General features: G+C 60.1%; 23 protein-coding genes, 1 other RNA gene and 1 pseudogene. 11 read left to right on the forward strand and 14 right to left on the reverse strand.

Annotated elements, in window-relative coordinates:
• The first annotated feature begins 281 nt into the window (after nt 1-281).
• Complete coding sequence (locus AC1M7R_RS14995; protein ID WP_490609726.1) at nt 282-512, forward strand: AAA family ATPase; 231 nt, start codon at nt 282-284, stop codon at nt 510-512.
• A 34-nt stretch (nt 513-546) separates the two neighbouring features.
• Here AC1M7R_RS14995 and AC1M7R_RS15000 read toward each other — a convergent pair whose 3' ends face one another.
• The 11 genes and pseudogenes from AC1M7R_RS15000 to AC1M7R_RS15050 form a co-directional block, all read right to left on the reverse strand.
• Complete coding sequence (locus tag AC1M7R_RS15000) at nt 547-1,383, reverse strand: IS3 family transposase (protein ID WP_076405277.1); 837 nt, start codon at nt 1,381-1,383, stop codon at nt 547-549.
• On the reverse strand, nt 1,380-1,682 hold the full coding sequence (locus tag AC1M7R_RS15005) for a transposase (RefSeq protein WP_076405275.1): 303 nt from the start codon (nt 1,680-1,682) through the stop codon (nt 1,380-1,382). The genes AC1M7R_RS15000 and AC1M7R_RS15005 overlap by 4 nt, the downstream gene beginning before the upstream one ends.
• 58 nt (nt 1,683-1,740) lie before the next feature.
• A complete protein-coding gene (locus AC1M7R_RS15010; RefSeq protein WP_490609727.1) occupies nt 1,741-2,901 on the reverse strand; it encodes an STY4528 family pathogenicity island replication protein in 1,161 nt (386 codons plus the stop codon).
• A gap of 138 nt (nt 2,902-3,039) precedes the next feature.
• Nucleotides 3,040-4,295: pseudogene (locus AC1M7R_RS15015) on the reverse strand (integrase domain-containing protein).
• A 183-nt stretch (nt 4,296-4,478) separates the two neighbouring features.
• Nucleotides 4,479-4,872, reverse strand: a transfer-messenger RNA (tmRNA) gene (gene ssrA, locus AC1M7R_RS15020).
• Nucleotides 4,873-4,968: 96 nt separating this feature from the next.
• The gene (locus AC1M7R_RS15025) at nt 4,969-5,259 is read right to left on the reverse strand and encodes a PA2433 domain-containing protein (RefSeq protein WP_072388604.1); all 291 of its coding nucleotides are present in this window, start codon (nt 5,257-5,259) and stop codon (nt 4,969-4,971) included.
• A 114-nt stretch (nt 5,260-5,373) separates the two neighbouring features.
• On the reverse strand, nt 5,374-8,184 hold the full coding sequence (locus AC1M7R_RS15030) for an FAD-binding and (Fe-S)-binding domain-containing protein (protein WP_490609728.1): 2,811 nt from the start codon (nt 8,182-8,184) through the stop codon (nt 5,374-5,376).
• Complete coding sequence (locus AC1M7R_RS15035; RefSeq protein ID WP_072388599.1) at nt 8,181-8,852, reverse strand: LutC/YkgG family protein; 672 nt, start codon at nt 8,850-8,852, stop codon at nt 8,181-8,183. Before AC1M7R_RS15035 ends, AC1M7R_RS15030 begins: the two co-directional genes overlap by 4 nt.
• On the reverse strand, nt 8,849-10,306 hold the full coding sequence (locus tag AC1M7R_RS15040) for a LutB/LldF family L-lactate oxidation iron-sulfur protein (protein WP_490609729.1): 1,458 nt from the start codon (nt 10,304-10,306) through the stop codon (nt 8,849-8,851). Before AC1M7R_RS15040 ends, AC1M7R_RS15035 begins: the two co-directional genes overlap by 4 nt.
• Nucleotides 10,303-11,127 (reverse strand): (Fe-S)-binding protein, encoded by an 825-nt coding sequence (locus AC1M7R_RS15045; RefSeq protein WP_337349880.1) that lies wholly within the window; start codon nt 11,125-11,127, stop codon nt 10,303-10,305. The genes AC1M7R_RS15040 and AC1M7R_RS15045 overlap by 4 nt, the downstream gene beginning before the upstream one ends.
• Before the next feature lie 150 nt (nt 11,128-11,277).
• Nucleotides 11,278-12,969, reverse strand: a complete 1,692-nt coding sequence (locus AC1M7R_RS15050) for a lactate permease LctP family transporter (RefSeq protein ID WP_072432028.1) — start codon at nt 12,967-12,969, stop codon at nt 11,278-11,280.
• A 263-nt stretch (nt 12,970-13,232) separates the two neighbouring features.
• Here AC1M7R_RS15050 and AC1M7R_RS15055 point away from each other — a divergent pair, with 263 nt between their 5' ends.
• On the forward strand, nt 13,233-14,000 hold the full coding sequence (locus tag AC1M7R_RS15055) for a GntR family transcriptional regulator (protein WP_072388591.1): 768 nt from the start codon (nt 13,233-13,235) through the stop codon (nt 13,998-14,000).
• A 115-nt stretch (nt 14,001-14,115) separates the two neighbouring features.
• On the opposite strand, the gene smpB is transcribed toward AC1M7R_RS15055, so the two are convergent.
• Nucleotides 14,116-14,598 (reverse strand): SsrA-binding protein SmpB, encoded by a 483-nt coding sequence (smpB, locus tag AC1M7R_RS15060; protein ID WP_072388589.1) that lies wholly within the window; start codon nt 14,596-14,598, stop codon nt 14,116-14,118.
• A 118-nt stretch (nt 14,599-14,716) separates the two neighbouring features.
• On the opposite strand from smpB, the gene AC1M7R_RS15065 reads away from it, so the two are divergent.
• Genes AC1M7R_RS15065 through AC1M7R_RS15075 form a run of 3 tightly spaced genes read left to right on the forward strand, consistent with a single transcriptional unit; the run spans nt 14,717 to nt 16,870 of the window.
• On the forward strand, nt 14,717-16,120 hold the full coding sequence (locus AC1M7R_RS15065) for a sodium-dependent transporter (protein ID WP_072388587.1): 1,404 nt from the start codon (nt 14,717-14,719) through the stop codon (nt 16,118-16,120).
• A gap of 7 nt (nt 16,121-16,127) precedes the next feature.
• Nucleotides 16,128-16,571 (forward strand): type II toxin-antitoxin system RatA family toxin, encoded by a 444-nt coding sequence (locus tag AC1M7R_RS15070; protein WP_072388585.1) that lies wholly within the window; start codon nt 16,128-16,130, stop codon nt 16,569-16,571.
• Nucleotides 16,568-16,870, forward strand: a complete 303-nt coding sequence (locus AC1M7R_RS15075; RefSeq protein WP_072388583.1) for an RnfH family protein — start codon at nt 16,568-16,570, stop codon at nt 16,868-16,870. Before AC1M7R_RS15070 ends, AC1M7R_RS15075 begins: the two co-directional genes overlap by 4 nt.
• Before the next feature lie 61 nt (nt 16,871-16,931).
• On the opposite strand, the gene AC1M7R_RS15080 is transcribed toward AC1M7R_RS15075, so the two are convergent.
• Entirely contained in the window at nt 16,932-17,459 is a 528-nt protein-coding gene (locus tag AC1M7R_RS15080) for an outer membrane protein assembly factor BamE (RefSeq protein WP_072388581.1), read from the reverse strand.
• 97 nt (nt 17,460-17,556) lie between these two features.
• On the opposite strand from AC1M7R_RS15080, the gene fur reads away from it, so the two are divergent.
• Entirely contained in the window at nt 17,557-17,961 is a 405-nt protein-coding gene (gene fur / locus AC1M7R_RS15085) for a ferric iron uptake transcriptional regulator (protein ID WP_072388579.1), read from the forward strand.
• A 54-nt stretch (nt 17,962-18,015) separates the two neighbouring features.
• On the opposite strand, the gene recN is transcribed toward fur, so the two are convergent.
• On the reverse strand, nt 18,016-19,689 hold the full coding sequence (gene recN, locus AC1M7R_RS15090; protein WP_072430731.1) for a DNA repair protein RecN: 1,674 nt from the start codon (nt 19,687-19,689) through the stop codon (nt 18,016-18,018).
• Nucleotides 19,690-19,932: 243 nt separating this feature from the next.
• Between recN and grpE the strand changes: the two genes are divergently transcribed.
• From grpE to carA, 5 genes are all read left to right on the forward strand, one after another.
• On the forward strand, nt 19,933-20,499 hold the full coding sequence (gene grpE, locus AC1M7R_RS15095) for a nucleotide exchange factor GrpE (protein ID WP_072388575.1): 567 nt from the start codon (nt 19,933-19,935) through the stop codon (nt 20,497-20,499).
• 102 nt (nt 20,500-20,601) lie between these two features.
• On the forward strand, nt 20,602-22,518 hold the full coding sequence (gene dnaK / locus AC1M7R_RS15100; RefSeq protein WP_072388573.1) for a molecular chaperone DnaK: 1,917 nt from the start codon (nt 20,602-20,604) through the stop codon (nt 22,516-22,518).
• Nucleotides 22,519-22,837: 319 nt separating this feature from the next.
• Complete coding sequence (dnaJ, locus tag AC1M7R_RS15105) at nt 22,838-23,962, forward strand: molecular chaperone DnaJ (RefSeq protein ID WP_072388571.1); 1,125 nt, start codon at nt 22,838-22,840, stop codon at nt 23,960-23,962.
• Between the two features lie 9 nt (nt 23,963-23,971).
• On the forward strand, nt 23,972-24,778 hold the full coding sequence (dapB, locus tag AC1M7R_RS15110) for a 4-hydroxy-tetrahydrodipicolinate reductase (RefSeq protein ID WP_072388569.1): 807 nt from the start codon (nt 23,972-23,974) through the stop codon (nt 24,776-24,778).
• A 256-nt stretch (nt 24,779-25,034) separates the two neighbouring features.
• Nucleotides 25,035-26,171, forward strand: a complete 1,137-nt coding sequence (gene carA / locus AC1M7R_RS15115; protein WP_072388567.1) for a glutamine-hydrolyzing carbamoyl-phosphate synthase small subunit — start codon at nt 25,035-25,037, stop codon at nt 26,169-26,171.
• Nucleotides 26,172-26,219: the final 48 nt, after the last annotated feature.

Raw genomic sequence — 26,219 nt, forward strand, 5'->3', positions numbered from 1 at the left:
AGGCTGCCCAAAGGTTATAGACACCAGCCGGGGGCTTGGCTACATGCGCCCTGTAGATGTTGATCTGCACGATGCGCTGGACCTAATTGGTCGGCTTGAGAACGGAGTTACCTCATAGATCTCCTTTTGGCGGCAATCATCTGCTGATGCGTGTTGCTGACCTAAGGGGAGCACGCTTAACCTAGTGGAGGGACCTTTCCGAGTATTCTTATTCAAAATCCTCAGCTATTTGATCCGATGCTACTAAGATAGTGGCACGTGAGCCAAGCTGAGGGATCAGAATGAATGTCGTCAAACTCACCATAGAGAATTTTCGCGGAATTCGATCAGCCAGCCTTTTCTTCGAAGGTCACACTCTGTTTGTAGGAACGAATAACGTAGGGAAAAGCACCATCTGCGAGGCTCTGGATCTTGTATTAAGCCCAGATCGACTCAATCGATTTCCGCCGATAGACGAGCACGATTTCTACAACGGGAGTTATCTGTTCCCGTCCGTGGAGGAGGGAGCATGAACTGGTCAAGTAATTCTGGACACCAGTTAAGGTTTCACGCCGCCAGTTTCTCCATAGCTACCGGCGACCGGTAGTCGTTGTAGCTATGGAGCCTGACGTTGTTGTAACGCATCACATAACGTTGTATATCCACACGAGCTTCGTGCTCCGAGTTGTAACCATTCTCTGGCACCCACTCCGACTTCAAGCTTCCAAAAAAACGCTCCATTGGGGCGTTGTCCCAGCATTCACCTTTACGACTCATGCTGTGCACAAGCCCGTGCCTATTTATTTCATTCCTGAATTTATGGCTGGTGTACTGGCAGCCTTGATCAGAATGAAACAGCACTCCCTTTGGGCGGCCTCGCAACTCGACCGCCATCCGCAGTGCCTCGCAAGTCAGCGCGGCGTCAGAAATCAACGAGAAAGACCAGCCCACGATCCGGCGAGCGTACAAATCCAGAACAGCCGCAAAATACAGCCACCGATTGCCGACCTTGATGTACGTCACATCGCCACACCACACCTGGTTGATCGCCGTGACATCAAACTTGCGTTTGAGCAGGTGCGGCGTCACCAGGGCTTCCACACCGGAAGATTTGTACTTGTGCCGTCGACGCTGCCGACTCGCAACACCGGCTTCACGCATCAAACTGCGAGCCATATGTCGCCCGACACGATGCCCCTTTGCTTGCAGCTCCTTGGAAAGGGTGCGAGCCCCCGCGGATGCTCTGGATTCCTTGTGATGCTCGACCAGCACGGCTTTAAGTTTCTCCCGCTCAGGCTTCACCTTGCCTTGGCGCTGCCGCCAAGCGTAAAAGCTGCTGCGGTTGACTCCAAACGCCCGACAGCAATTGTTAACGCCGTACTGCTCGTCCAGCTCATCGATCAACGAGAATGATCTTTGGAGTCCAAAAGCAGGAGAGCACTGGCCTTTTTTAGGATTTCAATGTCCAGGTCTTTTTGCCTGAGCAACGCTTTGAGCTGCTGAATCTCTCGCTGATCGGCGGTAATCGCCTTGGCCCCTTGCGGGGTTGAGCCCAAGCGTTCTTGACGCACCTGATCGACCCAACGGCGCAAGGCCGTTGGGCCAATATCCAAACTGGCACAGACCTCTGGGACCGACTGGCCCTCGTCCAGCACCAAGCTGGCAGCCTTGAGCTTGAATTCCCTGGAATAAGATTTACGCATAGCCAAACACCTCAGATTTGAGCGCCATCATAGCGCCCGATTGAAGTGTCCAAAATCATTAGGCCAGTTCAGCCTGCCACCCTTTGTCTTTCATCACCTGTGCCGCCAAGTCTCCAGCCCCCCTAGGACCGGCCAGGATTTCTCGCATGTTGGCAATGTGTGGCCGGCCAATTTCGCGCCATGCCGAGCGCTCTGGTGGCTTCTTGAGCGCTTCTGTGCAAACGCGGGGGGCGGGCTGGATTGCAACTGGCTCGCCAGCTTGATTCTGTTTTTTACGGCCGGCCCACAAGTGAAACTCGCCGGCCAACACACGCTTCGCTAGGGCGAAGAAATAGGCGACGACATTGCGTACTGTGCCGCTTTGGCTGCGTGCCTGTAGTTCGTCCAGCACGTCCTGGCGATGGTGTGACGGCAACCGTTTCAAGGCCGCTAGCACGTCTCGTTGCTGGTCTGCTTTGGCGCTGACAAGGCATGGCGGCAAGGCCAGGGGGAGTGACGATGAATCGCTTTCCTCACGCGTATGCGCGCGGTACGTACGTTCTTCTTTGTATAAATACGTCTTATACGTACGGTGTTGCTCTTGAGGTATCTGGCGGGTCTGTTTGGCCTGCCGTGTAACGGTCGATCTGTTTGCGGAAGCAGTGGGTGTGGATGTTCGATTGACCCTAGAACGCTTTCGCGAAGGCGCGGAGGGCGGTGGTTCATCGTCTTTGTTCCGTTGGTCCCGACTGGCAATGGGGGGATGTTCAGGCGTCTGCTCAGAAGTCGCCAGAACGTGCTCGGCAAGATGCTTGATTTGTTTGTTTTCATGGCTGATGCAGGTAGCCATAAGCTCCTCCAGGCTGTCGTCGAGAGCACAAGCTTCATGGAAGCTTAGGGCGCGCTCGTTGACTCGATACAGCACGCTTTGAACATTGCCAGTCAGGAGATCGCAATGTTGCCTTACGAAGCTGATCCATCCTGTAAGCCGCAGTACCGCTAAAGCGCGCCAAGCCGTGGCAGCGCCAGCTCGCTGCCCACAGGGAGTACATGTGAGATAGCGGCGTAACTGCCCCATGTTCACGAGCGGACTGAGGCCATCAGCGGTGCGAAGCATGCGCAGGACCTGCCAGCCATTGCGCTCCAACGGGGTAAGGCGCTGATCGAGCATGAGCGCCGTCAAGGTAGCGCTCAGAGGATCTTGGTCTTGTGAGTTCTGGTGAGTGCGTAGGTCTGCCATGAGATGACTCCGAGGTATGGGCCACGACGGCCCGTTCCTCTGCATCTCATCGCGGATCAACCTTCGTGTAACTCGACAATACGATTTGCATCACCACCGGATTTATCGCTGTTCCATATCGCCGATGACAGTCCTTCATCAGCGTATGGCGACGACTTTCCGATCATTGCTTTCGATGGTTGCTGATACCGAGAGATTGCCGGTAGCTGCTCCCTGGATGTGTTCACTCCACCACTGCATCATCGGCCGTCTGCGCTCAATGTAGTCCGCTCGGTTATAGGCGCTACGTACCTCGTCCTTATCGACGTGGGCAAGCGCAACTTCGATCAGCTCCGGGTCCCAACCCTTTTCATTGAGGATGGTGCTCGCCATCGAGCGCATTCCATGACTGACCAGACGCCCTTCGAAGCCCATCCGTTTCAACGCCATGTTCGCGGTCTGTCTGTTGCAATGGGTGCGAGGATTACGGTCGGCGGGAAACACGTACTCCCGGTGTCCGCTGTAGGGCTTGATGGCTTCCAGGAGTGCCAAAGCTTGCTCCGTGAGCGGGATGATGTGTGTGCGACGTTTCTTCATGCGCTCCGCTGGGATCGTCCAGATCTTCTTCTTGAAGTCGATGTCAGCCCATCGGGTGGTCGCAGCTTCTGCTGGCCGAGTCATCGTGTGGAGTTGCCACTCGATGAGGCACCGGGTGGTTCTTTTGATGCTGGCGTTGGCAATTGCCACCATGAGTTCATTGAGCTCATCGGGGGGGAGCGCCGGCATATTTTTCTTCTTTGGTTTTTTGAAGACCGATCGAATTCCGCTCAGGGGGTTGGCATGAATGAGTCCGTAGTTCACCCCGTAAGTCATGATTTCGTTGAGGCGTTGTGTCAGGCGCTTGACCGTTTCCAAGCTGCCTTTGGTCTCAAGTGGCTTAAGCAACTTGATAACCTGCGGAGCGCTGATTTCGGAAATTGGGGTCGCGTGTAAATCCGGGAAGACGTGCAGCGTGAGCGAGCGCCAAATGTCTTCAGCGTAGGCGGTTGTTACGGAATCTTTCTTCAGTTCAAACCAGGCCGTCGCGACGTTTGAAAGGTGTGCTCTGTCGCGGCTTTTTTCGCTTGGCGATCGGCATCGCGCTGCTCTTTGGGGTCCAGTCCCTGGGCGACCAATTCCCTGGCCTCAACGGTGCGTTTTCGCGCTTGAGCCAGGCTGAGCTCAGGGAATGTACCCAGCCCCATGTTGATCCGTTTTTTCGTCACGGGATGAACGTAGTTGAAATTCCATAGCCTTGAACCATTGGCGCGGACTCGCAGCTGGAGGCCGTTGCCGTCGGTCAGTATGTAGTCCTTGGCTTGGGGTTTGGCGGCTCTGATTTTTACGTCTGAAAGGCGTGTGGCTAGGGCTCCCATGGGTACTCCAACGCTGTTTGTGTATTCCAAAATTTACCAGCCGAAGGCTTGGAATACGTCTTGGAATACATTTCAAAATGGATCTGCGTGAAGTGCTATGGAGCCCAATGGCGGTGAAACCCCCGTATTTACTGGGTTTCAGGCACAAAAAAAGACGTCCGTGGACGTCTTTAGATGATGAAATGGTGGAGCCGGGGGGATTTGAACCCCCGTCCGCCAGTACTCCGCTGTCGGTACTACATGCGTAGCCGTGTCTATTGAGTTAACCCTCAGCGACCCGACGGGCAGGGTGCTTTGGGCGAGTTGTGTAAGTTTTAGCCGCTTCGTCCACAACGTACTGCACGGCGATTCTGTTCTATATGACAATCATTTTGGGTTTACAGACATCCCCTGATGATTGCTGGACCCGAAGGTACCAGAAGGGAAGAGCTAAGGCTGCTTACGCAGCGAGAGCGTAATCCCCGTAGGTTTCGTCATTGGCAACTATAGGAAGTTGCAACAGTGGATTTACGAGTTCTGTTACCAACTCGGCATGCACCTAAAGTTTCGCAACCGGCGTCGAATCCTGAACGGCCCCGGACCTGTCACTCCGGTAGAGCATTGGAGCGGCAGGCGTGTGCAGAGTGTACGCCAATCCGGGCCGGAGGCCAACCCGAAGGTTGGCCGTCAACGGTCAGGAGCTTTTACCGTCCTTGCTCACCTTCTGGATTTCCTGAAGGGTCTGGGTGGTCTCGCTGATGCATTTCTTGGTGCCTTCCTCACTGTGCTGGGCCTGGTGGGCCTTGGCTTGCTGGAGGCTGGCCTCGACGCGCGCTTCGAGGTCGGAGCCCTGGACCTGGGTCTTGGCGTTCTCGATGGTTTTGATATTGGTCTCGCACAAGTCGTCCGAGCCGCCGGCGGCGAACGAGGGGGAGGCGAGGATGGAGGCAGTGACGAACAGACCTAGCAGTGCAGAGCGTTTCATGTGTCTCTCCTTGAACCGAAGGCTCACGCCATCAGTACTACCAATTGAGGGAGGTCCCGCGTTTGCGGGACTTGATCAATGGACTGCGGGCGTTCGCCAGGGTTCTATTTTTCTTTACCTCGCCCTGGCCTGGGTGACTCGGTCCACCAGGTAGACCAGCCCGTGGTAGTCGATGGCGCCGTGTTGCGTAAGGCCGATTTCACAGGTGCGGCTGGTGGAAATTCCTTCGCTGCAGTGCTGCACGGCGTCCTTGAGGGTACGCAGTGAATGGGCGTTCAGTTCCGGGGTGGTGAAGCCTTTGTCGCCGGCAAAGCCACAGCAGTGGATACCTTCGGGGATCACCACGTTCTTGCTGCATTTGCGCGCCAGGTCGATCAGGGCCTGGCTTTCGCCCAGGTGTTGCGTGCTGCAGGTGACATGCACGGCGATCGGGGCTTCCTGTGGCGTGAACTCCAGGCGGTCCATCAGGTGGGTGCGGATGAAACGCACCGGGTCGTACAGGTCCAGGCGTACGTCGCCGAGGTCCTGGACCAGGCGCAGCGTGCAGGGGCTGGTGTCGCAGTAGATCGGGTCGAGCCCGCCACGGCTGGCATGCAGCAGGGCGCCGATCATTTCCTGGCGTTTGTCTTCGGCTTGCTCGGCATACCCTTTGGACGCGAATGGCTGGCCGCAGCACAGGTTGTCCACATTGTCCGGAAAGACGACTTGATAACCGGCCTTTTCCAGCAGCCGTTGAGTCTTTTCGTACAGGGACGTCTGTTCCTTGTCCCCTGCGGCCGGCCCCATGGCGCGGGATACGCATGCAGCCAGATACACCACTCTCGGGCGTTCGTCCGCCACAGCGGGGCTGAAGCGGATGGGGCGTTCCGGCTGCGGCATGGCGTTGGTCCATTGCGGAACCCGGCCTTTGGACAACCGGTTCAGCCCACCGGACAGACGGGTCAGGCGCGGCGCTCCCAGCAGCATGCGCGCGCCATTGGCGACGTGCAGCGTGAAGCGGGCACCCTGCAAGGCAGTGGCGAAATTACTCGCAAGCCAATCGGCGGTTTTCTTACGGGTTGCGGTACGCCCTCGCAGTTTTTTCACCAGCTCGCCGGTGTTGATGCCCACCGGACAACGTTGGGCGCACAGCCCGGTGGCGGCGCAGGTGTCGATGCCCTGGTATTGATAGGCCGTTTCCAGCGCCGAAGTGTCGATGCCGGAGCGTTTTTTCGCCTGGATGTCGCGCCATATCACGATGCGCTGCCGCGGGCTCAAGGTCAGGTCCTTGGATGGGCACACCGGCTCGCAGAAGCCGCATTCGATGCACTTGTCGACGATCTCGTCGGCGGCCGGCAGCGGCTTGAGGTGCTTGAGGTGGATCTGCGGGTCTTCGCTCAGGACCACGTCGGGGTTGAGGATGCCGTTGGGGTCGAGCAAACGCTTGAGGCGCCACATCAGCTGGTAGGCATCGCTGCCCCATTCCAGTTCGACGAACGGCGCCATGTTGCGTCCGGTACCGTGTTCGGCCTTCAGCGAGCCGCCGAACTCCACCGCCACCAGATGGGCCACGTCATCCATGAACGCCTGGTAGCGTGCGACTTCTTCCGGGTTGTTGAAACCTTGGGTGAAGACAAAGTGCAGATTGCCTTCCAGTGCGTGTCCGAACAGGATCGCTTCGTCGTAGTGATGTTTATCGAACAGTTCGATCAGGCGATTCACGCCCACGGCCAGTTGTTCCACCGGGAACGTGACGTCCTCGATGATTACTGTGGTGCCGGTTTTGCGCACCGCGCCCACGGCGGGGAAGGTGTCCTTGCGGATGGCCCAGAGCCGGGCGTTTTCCTTCGGGTCTTCGGTAAAGTCGATGCGTTTTTCCACCGGGAAACTGGCCAGGGAGGCCATGATCCGGGCGAGCTGTTCCTGTAGGAGGGATGACGAAGCCGCGCGGGATTCGATCAGCAGGGCACAGGCCTGGGGCGACAGGTGTTGTACGAAATCGGGCATGCCGGGTTTGTGCTGCACTGAACGCAGGCTGCGACGATCCAGCAGTTCCACTGCCGATACGGGTTGGCTTTTCAGGACGGTGACCGCGTTGCAGCAGGTCTCCACATCCGGGAACACGATCAGCGCCGATGCCTTGTGCGGGTGGTCGACAACGGTGTTGTAGGTCACTGCGCTGATAAAGCCCAGGGTGCCTTCGGAGCCCACCAGCAGATGGCTCAGGATGTCCAGAGGATCGTCGAAATCCACCAGGGCGTTGAGTGACAGGCCGGTGGTATTTTTCAGACGATATTTATGGCGAATTCGGGCGGCCAGTTCTGTGTTGGCGCGGGTTTCGCGACCGAGGGTCGTCAACTGCTCCAACAGGTCGCCATGGCTTGTGCGAAAGGCCGCCACGCTGCTGTCGTCTTCGGTATCGAGGCGAGTGCCATCGGCCAGTACCAGGCGGATGCCGGCCAGGGTGTGATAGGTGTTCTGGGCCGTGCCGCAGCACATGCCGCTGGCGTTGTTGGCGACGATGCCGCCGATCTTGCAGGCGTTGATGGACGCCGGATCCGGACCGATCTTGCGCCCGAACGGGGCCAGCCAGGCGTTGGCCTGGGCGCCGATCACGCCGGGCTGCAAACGGATCTGGGAGCCTTGTTCGCGAATCTCGCGACCGTTCCAGTTGTCCCCAAGCACGATCAGCACCGAGTCGCTGATGGCTTGTCCGGACAGGCTGGTGCCGGCGGCACGGAAGGTGACGGGCACCTGGTCGCGCTGGGCCAGTTGCAACAGCGCCACCACTTCGTCTTCGCTCTCGACCCGCACCACGAGTTTGGGAATCAGCCGGTAGAAGCTGGCGTCGGTACCGAAGGCCAGCGTCGACAGCGGGTCTTCGAAACGTCGCTTGGGTGGAATCAGTTGGTGTACGTCACGCAGAAAGGGGGCCGGAAGGGTCATTGGTCCTCCAGAATCAGTACCACCAGATCCTTCGGGCCGTGGGCGCCGTAGGCCAGGACTTGTTCGATGTCGGCGGTTTTCGAGGGGCCCGACACCAGCAGGGCGTTGGTGGGCATGCCTTGGGCCCAGGCGAATTCCTGCTGCACTTCGTAGAAGTTGTCACGGATCTCGCTGGCCTTGAGCAGGGCGAAATGCACCGGTGGCACCAGGCTCATCAACCGGGGCTCTTCCCGCGTTGGCCAGAGAATCAGGCTGCCGGTGGCGGCGATGGCACCGAGGGTGCCGGTGAGGCTGGCAGGGGTGTCGTTGAACAGCTCGGCTTTCCATTCCTCCACCGGCCGGTCGTAGGCCTTGAGAGGTGGCAGGTCCGGATTGTTCGCCCAGAATTGCGTGATTCTTTGCCCGTGTGGTGTGCTCGGCGCAATGAGCAGGCTGGGCAACTGACGGTCGCGCAGTAGCTGCGCCAGCAACGCTGGCCAACCTTCGCCGCTGGTGAGGTGGATCTCGGTGTGCACAGCCTCCATCAGCTTACGCAGTTGAGGGATGCGTTCCTCAGGCGCATAGCGATAGGTCTGGGTCACCAGCTCGACATCGAAGTTGTCGGCAACCGGCGTGGTGCCGGTCAGGCTTTTGCGCAGCTTGGCGAGAATATTCTGCTTGGCGCTCATCGACGGTCTCCCTGCGGGTTCAGGTGTTCGCGGGCCAGGTCATGCAATGAGCGGGCGGCGGGTTTGGGGGCGCTGTGGTTCTGGGTCCATGGACCGACGTTGCGGGGCGTCAGGGCGCGCAGGCGCGTGGCGAGGTAGGCGAACAGCCGGTACAGCCGCGGCGAGCTGTTGAGCCGGGCCCAGGCATTCCAGATGAACCGTTCCCTGGGCGAATATTTGCTGCCCTGGCCGCGTATCACCTGGTGGGGGCTGTCCGGTGCCTTGACGTTCTCTTCCCGCAGCCGGCGCAGCAAGGCCGGAATCGGGATCTTCACCGGGCACACTTCGCCACAGGCGCCGCACAGCGAGGAGGCGCTCGGGTGGTCCGGCACCTTGGCGAGGCCGACCATGTGGGGCGTGATGATTTTTCCGATAGGCCCTGGGTAAACCTCGCCATAGGCGTGGCCGCCGATTCGGGTATAGACCGGGCAATGGTTCATACAGGCGCCGCAGCGGATGCAGTTCAGGGTCTGGCGCAGTTCGCTGTCGGCAAAGGCCTGGCTGCGTCCGTTGTCCAGCAGCACCAGGTGGACTTCCTGGGGGCCGTCCAGCTCCTGGGCCTTGCGCGGGCCGGAGATCATGTTGACGTAGGTGGTGATGGGCTGGCCGAGGGCGGAGCGGGTCAGCAGCGACAGCAGCGGCACCACGTCCCGCAGGTTTTCCACCACTTTCTCGATGCCGGTCACGGCAATGTGCACCGGTGGAACGGTGGTGGACATCCGTCCATTCCCCTCGTTTTCCACCAGCAGCAGCGTACCGGTCTCGGCGACGGCGAAGTTGACGCCCGAGACGCCGATGTCGGCCTCGAAGAATTTCTGCCGCAAGACCCTGCGGCCGATCTGGATGAGCTGGTCGACGTCCTTGGTGTACTCCACGCCGAGTTTGTCGTGGAACAAGGACGCGACCTGACCGGCATTCTTGTGGATCGCCGGCATAATGATGTGTGAAGGCTTCTCGTGATCGAGTTGGACGATGAACTCGCCCATGTCCGATTCCAGGCATTCAATGCCTTGAGCCGCGAGGACATGGTTCATCTCCATCTCTTCGCTGACCATCGATTTGCCCTTGATCACTTGCCGCGCCTCGTGAGCGCGGATGATCGAAAGGACGATGCCATTGGCTTCGTCCACCGTTTCCGCCCAGTGCACTTTCACACCGTTGCGGGTCAGGTTGCTTTCAAGCTGCTCGAGCAGGTCGGGCAGCTTCGATAACGCACGGGCGCGGACCGCATTGCCCAGCACCCGCAGGTGTTCCCTTTCGTGGGCGTCGCTGAAGGACGTCGCCCGCTTCGTCATCAGTGAATCCATCGCACTGCGAAAGTTGTTTCGCAGTTGCGTGTCGTCCAGGGCCTTGTGGGCCCGGGCGCGAAAATCTTCCGACACCTCAACGGTGGGAATCAGCGTCGGCGTGCTCATGCCACACCTCCGGTACGCTGCCAGAGGAAGCTTGCCAAGTGTTGGCCGCGCAGCGCCTCCTGCTGTTTTTCCAACGCGCCGTTGATGTTCATCAGGCAACCGCAGTCGGCACTGACGACCTGATGCGCGCCGGATTCCTTCAGCGCCCGGGTCTTGTCGGCCACCATCGCTCCGGAAATATCCGGCATGCGAACGCTGAAGGTCCCACCAAAACCACAGCATTCACTTTCGTGGCTGTGTTCGACTCGTTCCACGTTGCACAACTGCGCCAACAACGCCCGGCCGTGCAGGTGGGTGTTCATTTCCCGTCGTGCCGAGCAGGACGTGTGCAACGCGACCTTCGTCGGCTGCCCGCTGTCCTTGAGCTGCACCTTGCAGACGAACAGCAGGAACTCCGCCAGCTCATAAGTCCGTGCGGCCAGGGCCTGGATCTGCCGGAGCGTGTCGGGCTCGTCCTTGAACAGATCGGCGTAGTGCTCGCGGATCATGCCGGCGCAGGATCCCGATGGCACCACTACCGGACAGTCTTCGGCAAACAGGGCCAGCTGCGCTCGCGCCACCGTCCGGGCCTGCTCGGTGTATCCCGAGGTGTAGGCCGGTTGCCCGCAACAGGTCTGCCCTTGCGGGTACTCCACCCGGATGCCTTCACGCTCCAGCAGGTGAATCGCGTCCATCCCGGCTTCGGGATAGAACAGGTCCACCACGCAGGTCCCGAAGAGGTAGACCCGTCGCGGTTTCTCGCTGGGGTACTGCCGGGGTTCGGGCAATGGCGGGGCGACACGGGTCGCGTTCGGCACGGCGTTGTAAAAAAGCTCGCTCATCAGGCGTGTCTCCGGGTGGTCCCGGTTATCCGTCCGCTGAGGCTGCTGAATATAGAGGGGATATCTTTCAGCAGCCTTGCAGACCCGGTTATCGATAGCAAACGCCGAATCGTGGTTCGGCGTCGGTTCTTTCAGTGTTGCCTGTCTTGATCAATGCACCAGCATGCCGGTGAACCAGTAGGCCTGGGCCAAGGTGATCAAGCCGACGATCGTTGCAAAGAATAGGCTGTGTTTGAGGGTGAAACGGAACAGGTCAGACTCCTTGCCTACCAGCCCGGTTGCTGCGCAGGCCACTGCGATCGATTGCGGCGAGATCATCTTGCCGGTCACGCCGCCGCTGGTGTTGGCCGCCACCAACAGGGTGTCGTTGACGCCGATCTGGTGAGCGGTGGTGGCTTGCAACGAGCTGAACAGCGCGTTGGAGGAGGTATCGGAACCGGTCAGGAACACGCCCAGCCAGCCCAGGAACGGCGAAAAGAACGGGAACGCCGCGCCGGTACCGGCCAGCACCAGGGCCATGGTGGAGGACATGCCCGAGTAGTTGGTGACGAAGGCGAACGCCAGCACCATGCCGATGGACAGGATCGGCCAGCGCAGCTCGAAGAACGTCTCTTTAAAAGTGGTCAGACCAGTTTTGAAATTGATTTTCAGCACCAGCATGGAGATGAGCGCCGAGAAGAAAATCGCGGTGCCGGTGGCGGAAATCGGATCGAGCTTGAACACGGCGGGAATGGCGGTGGGGGTGACCACGATGGGCGCGACCTTGACCACCATCTTGTCCAGGTGCGGGATGGCGAAGTTGAACACCCAGCCGTACATCGAGCCGCCCGCGGCGAACATCGCCTTGAACGGTTTCAGGGTCCAGATCGTGACCAGAACGGTGAGGATCAGGAAGGGCGACCAGGCCTTGATGATTTCGCCCAGGCTGTAGGGGGAAGCGACTGTGCTGCGAGGCTGGCCGAAGCCGCCGACGCTGGCGACGGCCGCACCGACGCTGGTGCCGGCGATCTGGGCGCCTGCGGTGCGCTTGGGTTGCCAGACTTTCAGGAACAGCGTCAGGGAAATCAGGCTGGCCAGGGCCGAGGTGATGTCCGGCAGTTCCGGGCCGATGAAGTTGGAGGTGAAGTACTGGGTGATGGCGAAGCTCAAGCCCGCCACCAGCGCCGCCGGCCAGGTTTCCCGGACGCCGCGCAGGCCATCCATCATGAACACCAGCCAGAACGGCACGAACAGCGACAGCAATGGCAGTTGGCGACCGGTCATGGCGCCGATCTTGAAAGCATCGATCCCGGTGACCTGGCCGGCCACGATGATCGGGATGCCCAGCGCGCCGAACGCGACGGGCGCAGTGTTGGCGATCAGGCACAGGCCGGCGGCATACAGCGGGTTGAAGCCCAGGCCCACCAGCAAGGCGGCGGTGATGGCGACCGGTGCGCCGAAGCCGGCGGCACCTTCCAGGAATGCGCCGAAGCAGAAGCCGATCAGCAGCACTTGAAGGCGTTGGTCATCGGTGATCGACAGCACCGAGCTGCGGATGACCTCGAACTGGCCGCTCTTGACCGTCAGTTTGTAGAGGAACACGGCGGCGACGATGATCCAGGCGATCGGCCACAAGCCGTACGCGAAACCATAGCCGGCGGCGGCGAGCGCCATGTCCACTGGCATCTGGAAGGCAAGGATCGCTACGGCAATCGCCAGGGCCAGGGTGATGCTGCCGGCCACATGTCCCTTGAGGCGAAACACCGCCAGGGCCAGGAAGAAGAAAACGATGGGGATGACGGCCGCGAGAGCGGACAAGCCGAGACTGCCGAGCGGACTGTAGAGCTGTTGCCAGGTTTGCATGGTGGGTGGGCCCCTAATTGTTGTTGGTCAGGCACTGGTCAGCGGTTTTGGATAATTGGTAAGACCAATTTACAAGCGCTGTTGGCTAGGGTAAAAGCCTTGGTTGTCGTGTGTCAATTTGCCGCCCACAAAACTTTCGTCGAATAAGCGGTGCAGATCGCATCTGCTCCGCTCGGGCCGATGGCGTCTGGTGGGTGTGGTCGAGGCCCGGATAGGCCAGAATAGAGAGCCCGGCGAGCCGTCGGGACCGTGGAGAATCAGTTATGGGGTTTGATCAGATTCGTCAGCGCCGTTTGTCTGACGATATTGTCGAGCGGCTTGAAGGAATGATCCTTGAAGGCACGCTGAAAGCGGGCGAACGGCTGCCGGCCGAGCGGACCCTGGCCGATCAGTTCGGCGTATCACGCCCTTCGTTGCGCGAGGCGATCCAGAAACTGGTCGCCAAGGGACTGCTGGTCAGTCGCCAGGGCGGTGGCAATTATGTGGTGGAGTCGCTGGGTTCGACCTTCAGCGACCCTTTGTTGCTGCTGTTGGAAAGCAACCCCGAGGCGCAACGGGACCTGCTGGAGTTTCGTCACACCTTGGAGGCCTCCTGTGCCTATTACGCCGCGTTGCGGGCCACGGAGGTGGACCGCGAGCGGCTGACGGCGGCGTTCGGTGAGTTGCAGGATTGCTATGCTCGCCACGACGAAGTGAGTCGAGCGGAGGAGGGCGCGGCGGATGCGCGTTTCCACCTGGCAATCGCCGAGGCCAGTCATAACGCGGTGTTGCTGCACACCATCCGTGGACTGTTCGATCTGCTCAAGCGCAACGTGGTGACCAACATCGGCGGCATGTACAAGCAGCGCAGCGAAACCCGCGACATGCTGATCAGCCAGCATCGTGAGTTGTATCAGGCGATCATGGACGGGCACGCCGAGCAAGCGCGAGAAGTGTCCAGCCGACATATTCTGTATGTGCAGGAAGTGCTGGACGAAGTGCGTCAGGAAGCGCAGCGGGTGGCGCGGGCGGAACGGCGCAAGGGAATATAGTGATGAAACCTGTCGGAGCGAGCCTGCGCGCGAATGCGGTGTGTCAGTCAAAACAATGTTTACTGATCCACTGCAGTCGCGAGCAGACTCGCTCCCACATGCAATCTCGCGAAGGCTAGTCTTCCTTGCCCTTGTTGCGCACGGCGCGCTGCAGCTCGCGCCCGGCATCGCGCTCGCGCTCGGTGTCGCGCTTGTCGTATTCCTTCTTGCCCTTGCCCAGTGCGATCTCGCACTTGACCAGGTGCTTGCTCCAGTAGAACGACGTGCAGACACAGGCGTAACCCTTCTGCTGTACGGCGGCGAAGAGTTTTTCCAGCTCGCGCTTGTTGAGCAGCAATTTGCGGGTGCGCACCGGGTCGGCGATCACGTGGGTGCTGGCGGTGGTCAGCGGGGTGATATGACTGCCCAGCAGCCAGGCCTCGCCGTCCTTGAGCAGCACGTAGCTGTCGACCAGTTGCGCCTTGCCCGCGCGCAGGCTCTTTACTTCCCAACCGGCCAGGACCATGCCGGCCTCGAAACGTTGTTCGATGAAGTAGTCGTGTCGCGCCTTTTTATTTTGCGCGATGGTCCCTGTGGGGTGTTTCTTCTGTTTAGCCATAGGGGCGGCATTATAGGCAGTTGCGTGCGTGTCGGCTACGGTGAAGCAGCACGCTTGAGCACGTTGAGTGAATCCCGGACAATGCGGCCTCTTTTTTGAACGCTTGGGCGTGATAACGATGTCGACAGACAAGGTCTCTGTCCACGGCAGTTGGGCTAGCCGCTGGGTCTTCATACTCGCCGCCACCGGTTCGGCCGTGGGGTTGGGTAGTATCTGGAAATTCCCCTACATGGTCGGCGTCTACGGTGGCGGAGCCTTCGTACTGATGTTCCTGGCCTGCATCGCGCTCATCGGCGCGCCGGTGATGCTGGCCGAGACCCTCATCGGTCGTCGCGCCCGGCAGAGCCCGGCCAACGCCTTGAAGGTGTTGGCGGTGACGGCGGGGCACTCGGCCAAGTGGTCCTGGGGTGCCTTCGCCGGGATGATCACGGCGCTGCTGATCCTGTCGTTCTACAGTGTGGTGGGCGGCTGGTCGCTGGACTACATCATCAACATGGGGCGGGGTGACTTCCAGGGCTTGCCGCCCGATCAGGTGGGCGCCTACTTCGGCAATGTGATTGCCGATCCCTGGAGACTGACCCTCTGGCACACGATTTTCATGGTCCTCTCGGCGGTGGTGATCGCCCGGGGCGTGGTTGCGGGGCTGGAACGCAGCCTGCGGATCATGATGCCCTTGCTGTTCGTGATGATCCTGGTGCTGCTGGGGTACAGCATGACCACCGGGCACTTCATGGAAGGCCTGCACTTCATGTTCGATTTCTCTCCGGAGAAGGTCATGGACGGCTTGCTGCCAGCCATGGGGCATGCGTTTTTCTCTCTGAGCGTGGGGGTTGGCTCCATCATGATCTATGGCGCCTACATGCCCAAGAACGCCTCCCTTACCAGGACGGTGGTCGGGGTCGCGCTGCTGGACACCTTTGTCTCGTTGCTGGCCGGTGTGGCGTTGTTTCCGATCGTGTTCGCGGCGGGCCTGAACCCCAGCGAAGGGCCGGGACTGATGTTTGTCAGCCTGCCCTTTGCCTTCGGCAGCATGGCGTTCGGCCAGTTGATGGGGGTGGTGTTCTTTGTCCTGGTGGCCATCGCTGCCTGGAGCTCGGCTATTTCCCTGCTGGAACCGATGGTGGCTTACCTGGTTGAGCGGACCCGTCTCAGTCGTGCCTGGGTGACTTTCTGGCTGGCCTTCACCTGCTGGTTCGTTGGCCTGGGCACGGTGTTTTCCTTCAATATATGGAAGCAGGCCAAGTTTTTCGTGAACGAAGACGGGCTGTTCCGCCTCTATCAATGGGGAGCGACCGGAGGGCTGGATTTCTTCGGTGTGATTGATTTCTTCACCTCGCGGATCATGCTGCCACTGGGAGGCTTGTGTTTCGTAGTGTTTGCAGGGTGGATCATGGGGCGTGAAGCCGTACGCGATGAGTTGTCGCTGCGCAGCCCGGTGCTGTTCGCCGCGAGCCTGTTCCTGATGCGCTACGTGGCGCCCATCGGCATCCTCGTAGTGTTTGCCGCCCAGCTGTGGAAGTGACGCTTACATGACGACACATATTCAACGCTCGGCCTTGCTGCCCTACCCGGCGCAGGCGCTGTACGACCTGGTCAACGATGTGGCGAGCTACCCGCAGTTCTTGCCCTGGTGCTCATCGGCCGAGGTGCTTGAAAGCTCCGAAACCCACATGCGCGCCAGCCTCAATGTCGCCAAGGGCGGGCTGAGCCAGCATTTCGTCACGCGCAATACCCTGGTGCCGGGACAATCCATTGAAATGAACCTGGAAGAGGGGCCTTTCAATCAGCTCCATGGCATCTGGGTGTTCAAGCCGTTGGGTGACAAGGCCTGCAAGATCAGCCTGGATCTCTCGTTCGACTATGCGGGGCCGCTGGTGCGGGCCACGCTGGGGCCGTTGTTCAATCAGGCGGCCAACACCCTGGTCGATGCGTTCTGCCAGCGCGCCAAGCAGAACGCAGAGCTCAAGCGTTGATCGAGATAGAAGTGGTGTATGCCACCGCCGAGCGTCAGGTCCTGCGGGGCTTTGCCGTGCCGGAGGGGACCACGGTGCGCACCGCGCTGGAAACATCGGGCATGGCCCAGGCGTTTGCCGGACTGGACCTGGCGACCTGTCCGGTCGGTATCTTCGGCAAGGTGGTTGCCGATCCGGAACGCCAGGTGGTGCAGGCAGGCGATCGGCTCGAAATCTATCGACCATTGCTGGCAGATCCGAAAGAGATCCGCCGCTTGCGTGCGGCCAAGGCCGCCCAGGCGCGTCAGTCCAGTAAGTAGCCAAGGCTGTTTTACAGGCGATAAAAAACCCGGCATGCCGGGTTTTTTATTTAGATGCGGTTTATTGCGGCGACGTGTCCAGTGGCTCCGGTGTCGGGACCGGTACGGTCTCGACGCTGTCGACGTCCTTCTGGATCTGGTCCAGCAACGAGCCTGGCTTGGCCGGTTTTTCCGATTCCTGCTGCTCGGTGTTCTTGGTCGGATCGGTGACGGTAGTACCGCTTTCCTTGCCCATGATGGCTTCGTCACGGCTTACGCCAGGCATGAAATCGCCCGACAGGCTGACGAGTTGGTCATTGGCATTGAAGATAACGCTGATGCGTTCCTGCTGGCGCTCACCGCCGCCAGGCTGCAAGCTGTAGAGATAATCCCAGCGATCGGCGTGGAACGTGTCGGTCAACAGGGGGTTACCCATGATAAACCGTACTTGCCGACGGGTCATTCCGGGGCGTAACTGGTCTATCATGTCCTGCGTGACGACATTGCCCTGCTGGATGTCGATTTTGTAAACCCCGGGGAATGAACAACCGGCGAGTGCGAGCAGTCCCACGAAGGTGAAACTGGTTAGCAAGAGCTTGGTGTTTTGCATCGGTGGGCGACTTCCACTATCTTGGCTGGGACAACGTAAACGCCGATCATACCCGCATTAAGAGAAGCTGCGAAGCAGCATCGCGAGAAAGCTGACCATGGTTGAAAATAGCGAACTACGCAAAGCAGGCCTCAAGGTGACCTTGCCAAGGGTCAAGATTCTGCAAATGCTCGACTCCGCCGAGCAGCGGCACATGAGTGCCGAAGACGTCTACAAGGCCCTCATGGAAGCTGGCGAGGACGTCGGTCTGGCCACGGTTTACCGTGTACTGACTCAATTCGAGGCTGCCGGGCTTGTGGCTCGTCATAATTTCGATGGCGGTCATGCGGTTTTCGAACTGGCTGACGGGGAACATCACGATCACATGGTGGACGTGGAAAGCCGTGAGGTCATCGAATTCGTCAGTCCTGAAATCGAAAAGCTGCAAAAAGCAATTGCTGAAGACTATGGTTTCGAGCTGATCGATCACCATCTCGTCTTGCACGTACGTAAAAAGAAATAAGCTTTCGAAATGTAAAAAGGCGACCCTGGGGTCGCCTTTTTACATTTCAGCTCTTCAGATTTTTGTCGCGACGACCATTTTCTTCGCGTGAGCCAAGGACTCCTTGGTCAGGTCGATGCCCCCGAGCATGCGCGCCACTTCTTCGACTCGCTCGCTCTTGTTGAGCTTGGACACGGCGGTACGAGTGTCTTCCTCGCCCCTTACCTTGTGGACAAACAGGTGCTGATGCCCCTGTGCGGCAACCTGGGGCAGGTGGGTCACCGTCAGGACCTGGCCGCGTTCGCCCAAACGGCGTAGCAGCTGACCGACAATTTCCGCCGTGGGACCGCCAATGCCCACGTCCACCTCGTCGAATACCAGGGTCGGTACGCGTGAGGTCTGCGCGGTGATGACCTGGATGGCCAGGCTGATCCGAGACAATTCGCCGCCGGATGCGACTTTTGCCAACGCCTTGAGCGGTTGTCCCGGGTTGGCGCTGACCAGTAACTCCACCTGCTCCAGTCCGTTGGGCTGCAGTTCGTCGCCGGCGTTGGGGTGCAATTCGATGGTGAAACGGCCGCCTGGCATGCCCAGGCGCTGGATTTCCTGCTCCACGGCGCTGGCCAGCTTCGTCGCGGCCTGGTGGCGCAGCTCGCTGAGCTCCTTGGCCTTTTCCTGATAGTGGCGGGCATAGGAGGCCAGTTCGTCGCCCAGGCGTTCGATGGATTCATCGTTGGCGTTCAGGGTTTCGAGTTCATCGAGCAGGCGCTGTTGCAGCTCGATGACGTCGGTCGGCTGGACACGGTGCTTGCGGGCCAGCGTATAGATCGTGTCCAGGCGTTCTTCCAGGTATTGCAGGCGCGCCGGGTCGGCGTCGAAGTGATCGAGGAACCGGTTCAGTTCTCCGACGGCTTCCTCGACCTGGATCTGGGCGCTGGTCAGCAGGTTGGTCGCTTCGCTCAGCGAGCCGACGGAATTGTTCACGCTGGTGAGCCGGTTCAGGCTGGCGGTCAGGGCGCTGAGGACGTTGCCCGAATCGCTTTCGCTGCATTGCTCGACCACTTGCCGACAGATGCCCAGCAGGGTTTCGGCATTGGTCAGGTTCTTGTGTTCCTGCTCCAGCTCCTCCAGCTCGTTTTCACCCAGCGCCAGGTTTTCCAGCTCTTCGAGCTGGTAGCTCAGCAATTGATGGCGGGCACGTTGTTCGTCGCCGGAGTTGGAGAGCCGGTCCAGTTCCTGCCGGGTCTGGCGCCAGCGCTGGGCGGCCAGCTGGACCTGGCGGGCCAGGTCGGTCGCGCCGGCGTATTCATCGAGCAGGCGGCGATGGGTATCGGTCTTGAGCAGGGACTGGTGTTCGTGCTGGCTGTGAATGTCGATCAGCAGCTCGCCAAGGGCCTTGAGATCACCCAGGGGGCAGGGCGTGCCATTGATGTAGCCCCGGGAACGCCCCTCCGCGGTGATGACCCGGCGCAGGATACAGAGACCGTCGGTATCCAGGTCGCGCTCGGCCAGCCAGGCGCTGGCCTCGGGGATATCCACCAGGTCGAAGGTGGCCAGGATGTCGGCCTTGTCCGCCCCGGGCCGCACGACGCCGCTGTCGGCGCGGTCGCCCAGGGTCAGGCCCAGGGCGTCCAGCATGATGGACTTGCCGGCGCCGGTTTCACCGGTGATCACGCTCATGCCTCGATCGAGTTCAAGGTCGAGGTGTTCGACGATGGCGTAATTGTGTACGGACAGGTGAACCAGCATAAAGGCCGCTCCCAGGCTTCAGGTCTGGTTATTTATACAGTGTTTTGTTTTCGACTGACAATGCCTTCGCTTAGCTCGATTTGCTTGGGTAGTGGGATTTCTTAGCGCGACCGGTAATAGATATGCAGCTGTTTTTTGTAAGGTCAATTCGTCGGTCGGCCCTTGAAGCTGGAAAACCCGGCCCCATATACGGGGGCAGAAGCGCGAGTCGAGCCTCGCGGACGAAATTGAAAGGAGAAATCTATGGCTGACGAACAGACACCGGATACGCAAAATCTAGACGCCAATCAGGCTCCCCAGGATTCGGGCGAAGACCTGGCGGCACGTGTGCAAGTGCTCGAGGAGCAACTGGCGGGTGCGCAGGATCAGGCGTTGCGTGTCGCAGCCGACCTGCAGAACGTTCGCCGTCGCGCCGAGCAGGATGTTGAAAAGGCTCACAAATTCGCCTTGGAGCGGTTTGCCGGCGACCTGCTGCCGATCATCGACAGCCTGGAGCGCGGCCTGGAACTGTCCAGCCCGGACGACGAGAACATTCGTCCGATGCGCGAAGGCATCGAGCTGACCCTGAAGATGTTCCAGGACACCCTCAAGCGTTATCAGCTGGAAGCCATCGATCCTCACGGCGAACCCTTCAACGCCGAACACCACCAGGCCATGGCGATGCAGGAAAGTGCCGACGTCGAGCCTAACAGCGTGTTGAAAGTTTTCCAGAAAGGCTACCTGCTCAACGGCCGCCTGTTGCGTCCGGCCATGGTCGTGGTCAGCAAGGCGCCGGCACCGGTTTCACCTTCTATCGACGAGCAGGCTTGAAATCGGGCGCAGCGGCCCCATTTAAGAAGTCAAGCGTTTAAGTGCTACCGCAGTTAGCCACCACTGCTGCGGCAACAAAATCCAAGTTCCGGGAGAGTTAACATGGGCAAGATCATCGGTATTGACCTGGGGACCACCAACTCGTGCGTCTCCGTATTGGAAAACGGCAAGGCCAAGGTTATCGAAAACGCTGAAGGCGCGCGTACCACGCCGTCGATCATCGCGTACGCCAACGACGGCGAAATCCTGGTGGGCCAGTCGGCCAAGCGCCAGGCAGTGACCAATCCGCACAACACCCTGTACGCGGTGAAGCGTCTGATCGGTCGCAAGTTCGACGAAGAAGTCGTTCAGAAAGACATCAAGATGGTGCCGTACAAGATCGCCAAGGCCGACAACGGTGACGCCTGGGTCGAAGTGAACAGCCAGAAAATGGCTCCGCCACAGATCTCGGCTGAAATCCTGAAGAAAATGAAGAAGACCGCCGAAGATTACCTCGGCGAGGCTGTGACCGAGGCGGTCATCACCGTACCGGCCTACTTCAACGACAGCCAGCGTCAGGCTACCAAGGACGCCGGCCGCATCGCGGGCCTGGACGTAAAACGTATCATCAACGAACCGACTGCCGCCGCCCTGGCGTACGGCATGGACAAGGCCAAGGGCGATCACACCGTGATCGTGTATGACCTGGGTGGTGGTACCTTCGACGTTTCCGTGATCGAAATCGCGGAAGTCGATGGCGAGCACCAGTTCGAAGTATTGGCCACCAACGGTGACACCTTCCTCGGTGGCGAGGACTTCGACATCCGCCTGATCGACTACCTGGTCGACGAGTTCAAGAAAGAAACCGGCATGAACCTCAAGGGTGACCCGCTGGCGATGCAGCGTCTGAAGGAAGCTGCCGAGAAAGCCAAGATCGAGCTGTCTTCGAGCCAGTCGACCGACGTGAACCTGCCGTACATCACCGCAGACGCCACCGGTCCTAAGCACCTGAACGTGAAAATCTCCCGTGCCAAGCTCGAAGCACTGGTTGAAGACCTGGTTCAGCGCACCATTGAACCTTGCCGCATCGCGATGAAGGATGCCGGTATCGACGTTGGCGCGATCAACGACGTGATCCTCGTCGGCGGTCAGACCCGTATGCCGCTGGTCCAGAAGCTGGTTACCGATTTCTTCGGCAAGGAGCCACGCAAGGACGTTAACCCGGACGAAGCGGTTGCCATGGGTGCTGCCATCCAGGGCGCCGTTCTGGCCGGTGACGTGAAGGACGTTCTGCTGCTCGACGTCAGCCCGCTGACCCTGGGTATCGAAACCATGGGCGGTGTGATGACTGCGCTGATCGAGAAGAACACCACGATTCCTACCAAGAAATCCCAGGTGTTCTCGACTGCCGACGACAACCAGAGCGCGGTGACCATCCACGTGCTGCAAGGTGAGCGCAAGCAGGCTGCCCAGAACAAGTCCCTGGGCAAGTTCGACCTGGCCGAGATTCCACCGGCTCCACGTGGCGTGCCGCAAATCGAAGTGACCTTCGACATCGACGCCAACGGCATTCTGCACGTAGGTGCGAAGGACAAGGCTACCGGCAAGACTCAGTCGATCGTGATCAAGGCCAACTCCGGTCTGTCCGAGGAAGAAATCCAGCAGATGGTTCGCGATGCCGAGGTCAACGCCGAGGAAGACCGCAAGTTCGAAGAGCTGGCCAGTGCCCGTAACCAGGGTGATGCGCTGGTGCACTCGACTCGCAAGATGGTGGCGGATGCCGGCGACAAAGTGACCGCTGAAGAGAAGACTGCGATCGAAGCGGCCGTGGTTGCCCTGGAAGCTGCCGTCAAAGGCGACGACAAGGCTGCCATCGAAGCGAAGATCGAGGAGCTGTCCAAAGTCTCCGCTCCAGTGGCCCAGAAGATGTACGCCGAACAGGCTCAGCCGGCTGAAGGTGCTGCGCAGCAAGGCGAGTCGGCTGGCAAGGCTGACGATGTCGTCGATGCCGAGTTCGAAGAAGTGAAAGAAAACAAGTAATTGCTTGTTGGTCGGCCGGTTGACTGCGTTTGTGCGGTGACTGGTAGGATGTCGCCGCGCGGGGGCTTGCTCCCGCGTTGGCGTGTCTGGAGCCAACGAATTTTTACAGCATGCGACAGCGTTCGGGTGCTGGTGGCGTGATCGGGAATGCTCCTGCTTTCCGAACGACAGACGCTGCGTTTTGGCCGGGTACCTGGCTGAAAGATTTAAGACCAGGATCGTTGAATCGGCGTTGGGTCCGAGCCTGTTTTGGGGGCTCAACGAGTTGGGCGAGGCTCAGGAGAGTTTTGCCGGACGTCCTATAAGAGTGCAAAGACTAATGGCGAAGCGTGATTTTTACGAAGTATTGGGTGTAGAGCGGGGGGCCAGCGAGGCGGAGCTGAAAAAGGCTTATCGTCGCCTGGCAATGAAGCATCACCCGGACCGTAATCCCGGCGATAAAGCGTCGGAGGAGCTGTTCAAGGAAGCCAACGAAGCGTACGAAGTGCTGTCCGACTCCAGCAAGCGTGCGGCTTACGACCAGTATGGCCATGCCGGTATCGATCCGAGCATGGGCGGTGGCGGTGCCGGGTTCGGCGGTCAGAACTTCTCCGATATCTTCGGCGACGTGTTCAGTGATTTCTTCGGTGGCGGTCGCGGCGGTGCCCGGGGCGGCGCCCAGCGTGGCAGCGACTTGCGCTACACGCTGGAATTGAACCTGGAAGAAGCGGTGCGCGGCACCACCGTCAACATCCGCGTGCCGACGCTGGTCAATTGCAAGCCGTGCGACGGTTCTGGGGCCAAGAAAGGGTCCTCGCCGGTTACCTGCCCGACCTGCGGCGGTATCGGTCAGGTTCGCATGCAGCAAGGCTTCTTCTCGGTGCAGCAGACCTGCCCGCGTTGCCATGGCCAAGGCAGAATCATTTCCGACCCGTGCGATTCCTGCCATGGCGAAGGCCGTGTCGAAGAATACAAGACGCTGTCGGTCAAGGTGCCGGCCGGTGTCGATACCGGTGACCGCATCCGCCTGTCCGGTGAAGGCGAAGCGGGTGCCCAGGGTGGCCCGACTGGCGACCTGTATGTGGTGATCAACGTGCGTGAGCACTCGATCTTCCAGCGCGACGGCAAGCATCTGTTCTGTGAGGTGCCGATCAGCTTCGTCGACGCGGCGCTGGGTGGCGAGCTCGAGATCCCGACCCTGGATGGCCGGGTGAAGCTGAAGATCCCCGAGGGGACGCAGACCGGCAAGCAGTTCCGGATTCGCGGCAAGGGCGTCGCTCCCGTGCGTGGCGGCGGTGCCGGTGACCTGATGTGTCGTGTCGCGGTAGAGACGCCGGTGAATTTGAGTCGTCGTCAGCGCGAATTGCTGGAAGAGTTCCGCAGCTCGCTGGCCGACGACAACAGTCACTCACCGAAAACCACCGGTTGGTTCGAAGGCGTGAAGCGCTTCTTCGGCGATCTGTAAGGAGGTCGCATGCGACGTATAGCTGTGATGGGCGCTGCAGGGCGCATGGGCAAGGCGTTGGTCGAGGCCGTGCAGCAGCGTTCGCCGCTCTCGGGGCTGACGGCGGCCATCGTTCGGCCTGACAGCACCCTGGTGGGGGCTGATGCCGGTGAACTGGCCTCCCTTGGGCGTATCGGTGTCCCGATGTCCGGTGGCCTGGAAAAGGTGCTGGACGAGTTCGATGTCCTGATCGATTTCACGCTGCCGGATGTCATGCTGAAGAACCTCGCCGTCTGCCGCAAGCACGGTAAGGCCATGGTCATCGGTACCACTGGCCTGGATGCCGCGCAGAAGCAATTGCTCGCGGATGCTGGCAAGGATATTCCGATCGTGTTCGCGGCGAACTTCAGCGTCGGCGTGAACCTGTCGCTGAAATTGCTCGACCTGACCGCTCGCGTGCTGGGGGATGATGCGGATATCGAAATCATCGAGGCGCATCACCGGCACAAGATCGATGCACCATCGGGCACCGCCTTGCGCATGGGGGAAGTGATTGCCGATGCGCTGGGGCGTGACCTGCAGGAAGTGGCGGTCTATGGGCGCCAGGGGCACACCGGCGCGCGGGAGCGGGACACCATCGGTTTCGCGACCGTGCGTGGCGGGGATGTGGTAGGTGACCATACCGTGCTGTTCGCCACCGAAGGCGAGCGTCTGGAAATCACCCATAAGGCTTCCAGTCGGATGACATTCGCCAAGGGCGCCGTGCGTGCCGCGCTGTGGCTGGATGGGCGCGAGCCTGGGCTGTACGACATGCAGGACGTCCTCGACCTGCGTTGATGTCTTCGAGGCGGGGTTCGGGTTACACTGAGCCCCGTTTTGCACCGCTTCGCGACGCCCTGTCGCATTCCCCTGCCTTTAAGGCTCATTAGCGGTGGACCAAAAAAGCCTTTTTCTGTAAGCTACAGCTTTAGTGTGTCCACTAAAAGCGCGCAGAATAATTCAGTGTAAAGAAGCGGGGTGACGTGTCCATACGTCACTCCGCTTTTTTACAACCTGCGATCGCCCTTTCAGGCTTTATTTACGGGAGGTCTTCTTGACTAAGCCAGCCATACTCGCCCTTGCTGATGGCAGCATTTTTCGCGGCGAAGCCATTGGAGCCGACGGTCAGACCGTTGGTGAGGTGGTGTTTAACACCGCAATGACCGGCTATCAGGAAATTCTTACCGATCCTTCCTACGCCCAGCAGATCGTTACCCTGACTTACCCGCACATCGGCAACACCGGCACCACGCCGGAAGACGCCGAGTCCGATCGTGTCTGGTCCGCTGGCCTGGTCATCCGTGACCTGCCGCTGGTAGCGAGCAACTGGCGTAACACCATGTCCCTGTCCGACTACCTGAAAGCCAACAACGTCGTGGCGATCGCTGGAATCGACACCCGTCGCCTGACTCGCATCCTCCGGGAAAAAGGCGCGCAGGACGGCTGCATCATGGCCGGAGACAACATTTGCGAAGAAGCGGCCATCGCCGCCGCCCAAGGCTTCCCTGGCCTGAAGGGCATGGACCTGGCCAAGGTGGTCAGCACCAAGCAGCAGTACGAGTGGTGCTCCTCGGTCTGGGACCTGAAGATCGACGGCCATCCGACGATCGAAGCGTCCGAATTGCCGTACCACGTCGTTGCATACGACTACGGCGTCAAGCTGAACATCCTGCGCATGCTCGTGGCGCGCGGCTGCCGTGTGACCGTGGTCCCGGCGCAGACCCCGGCGGCCGACGTCCTGGCCCTCAAGCCCGACGGTGTGTTCCTGTCCAACGGCCCGGGCGACCCCGAGCCTTGCGACTATGCAATTCAGGCGATCAAGGATGTGCTGGAAACCGAGATTCCGGTCTTCGGCATCTGCCTCGGTCACCAGTTGCTGGCCCTGGCCTCGGGCGCCAAGACGCTGAAGATGGGCCACGGCCACCATGGCGCCAACCACCCGGTCCAGGACCTGGATACCGGTGTCGTGATGATCACCAGCCAGAACCACGGCTTCGCCGTGGACGAAGCGACCCTGCCGGCCAATGTGCGGGCAATCCACAAGTCGCTGTTCGATGGCACGCTGCAAGGCATCGAGCGAACCGACAAGAGCGCCTTCAGCTTCCAGGGCCACCCTGAAGCCAGCCCGGGCCCGAACGATGTGGCTCCGCTGTTCGATCGCTTCATCAATGAAATGGCCAAGCGACGCTGACCGCGTGAAGCCCGAGGGCGGCCCCGCATGCGGAGGCCCCTGCGGGCG

The organism is Pseudomonas sp. MS01C9 (genome assembly GCF_058202755.1).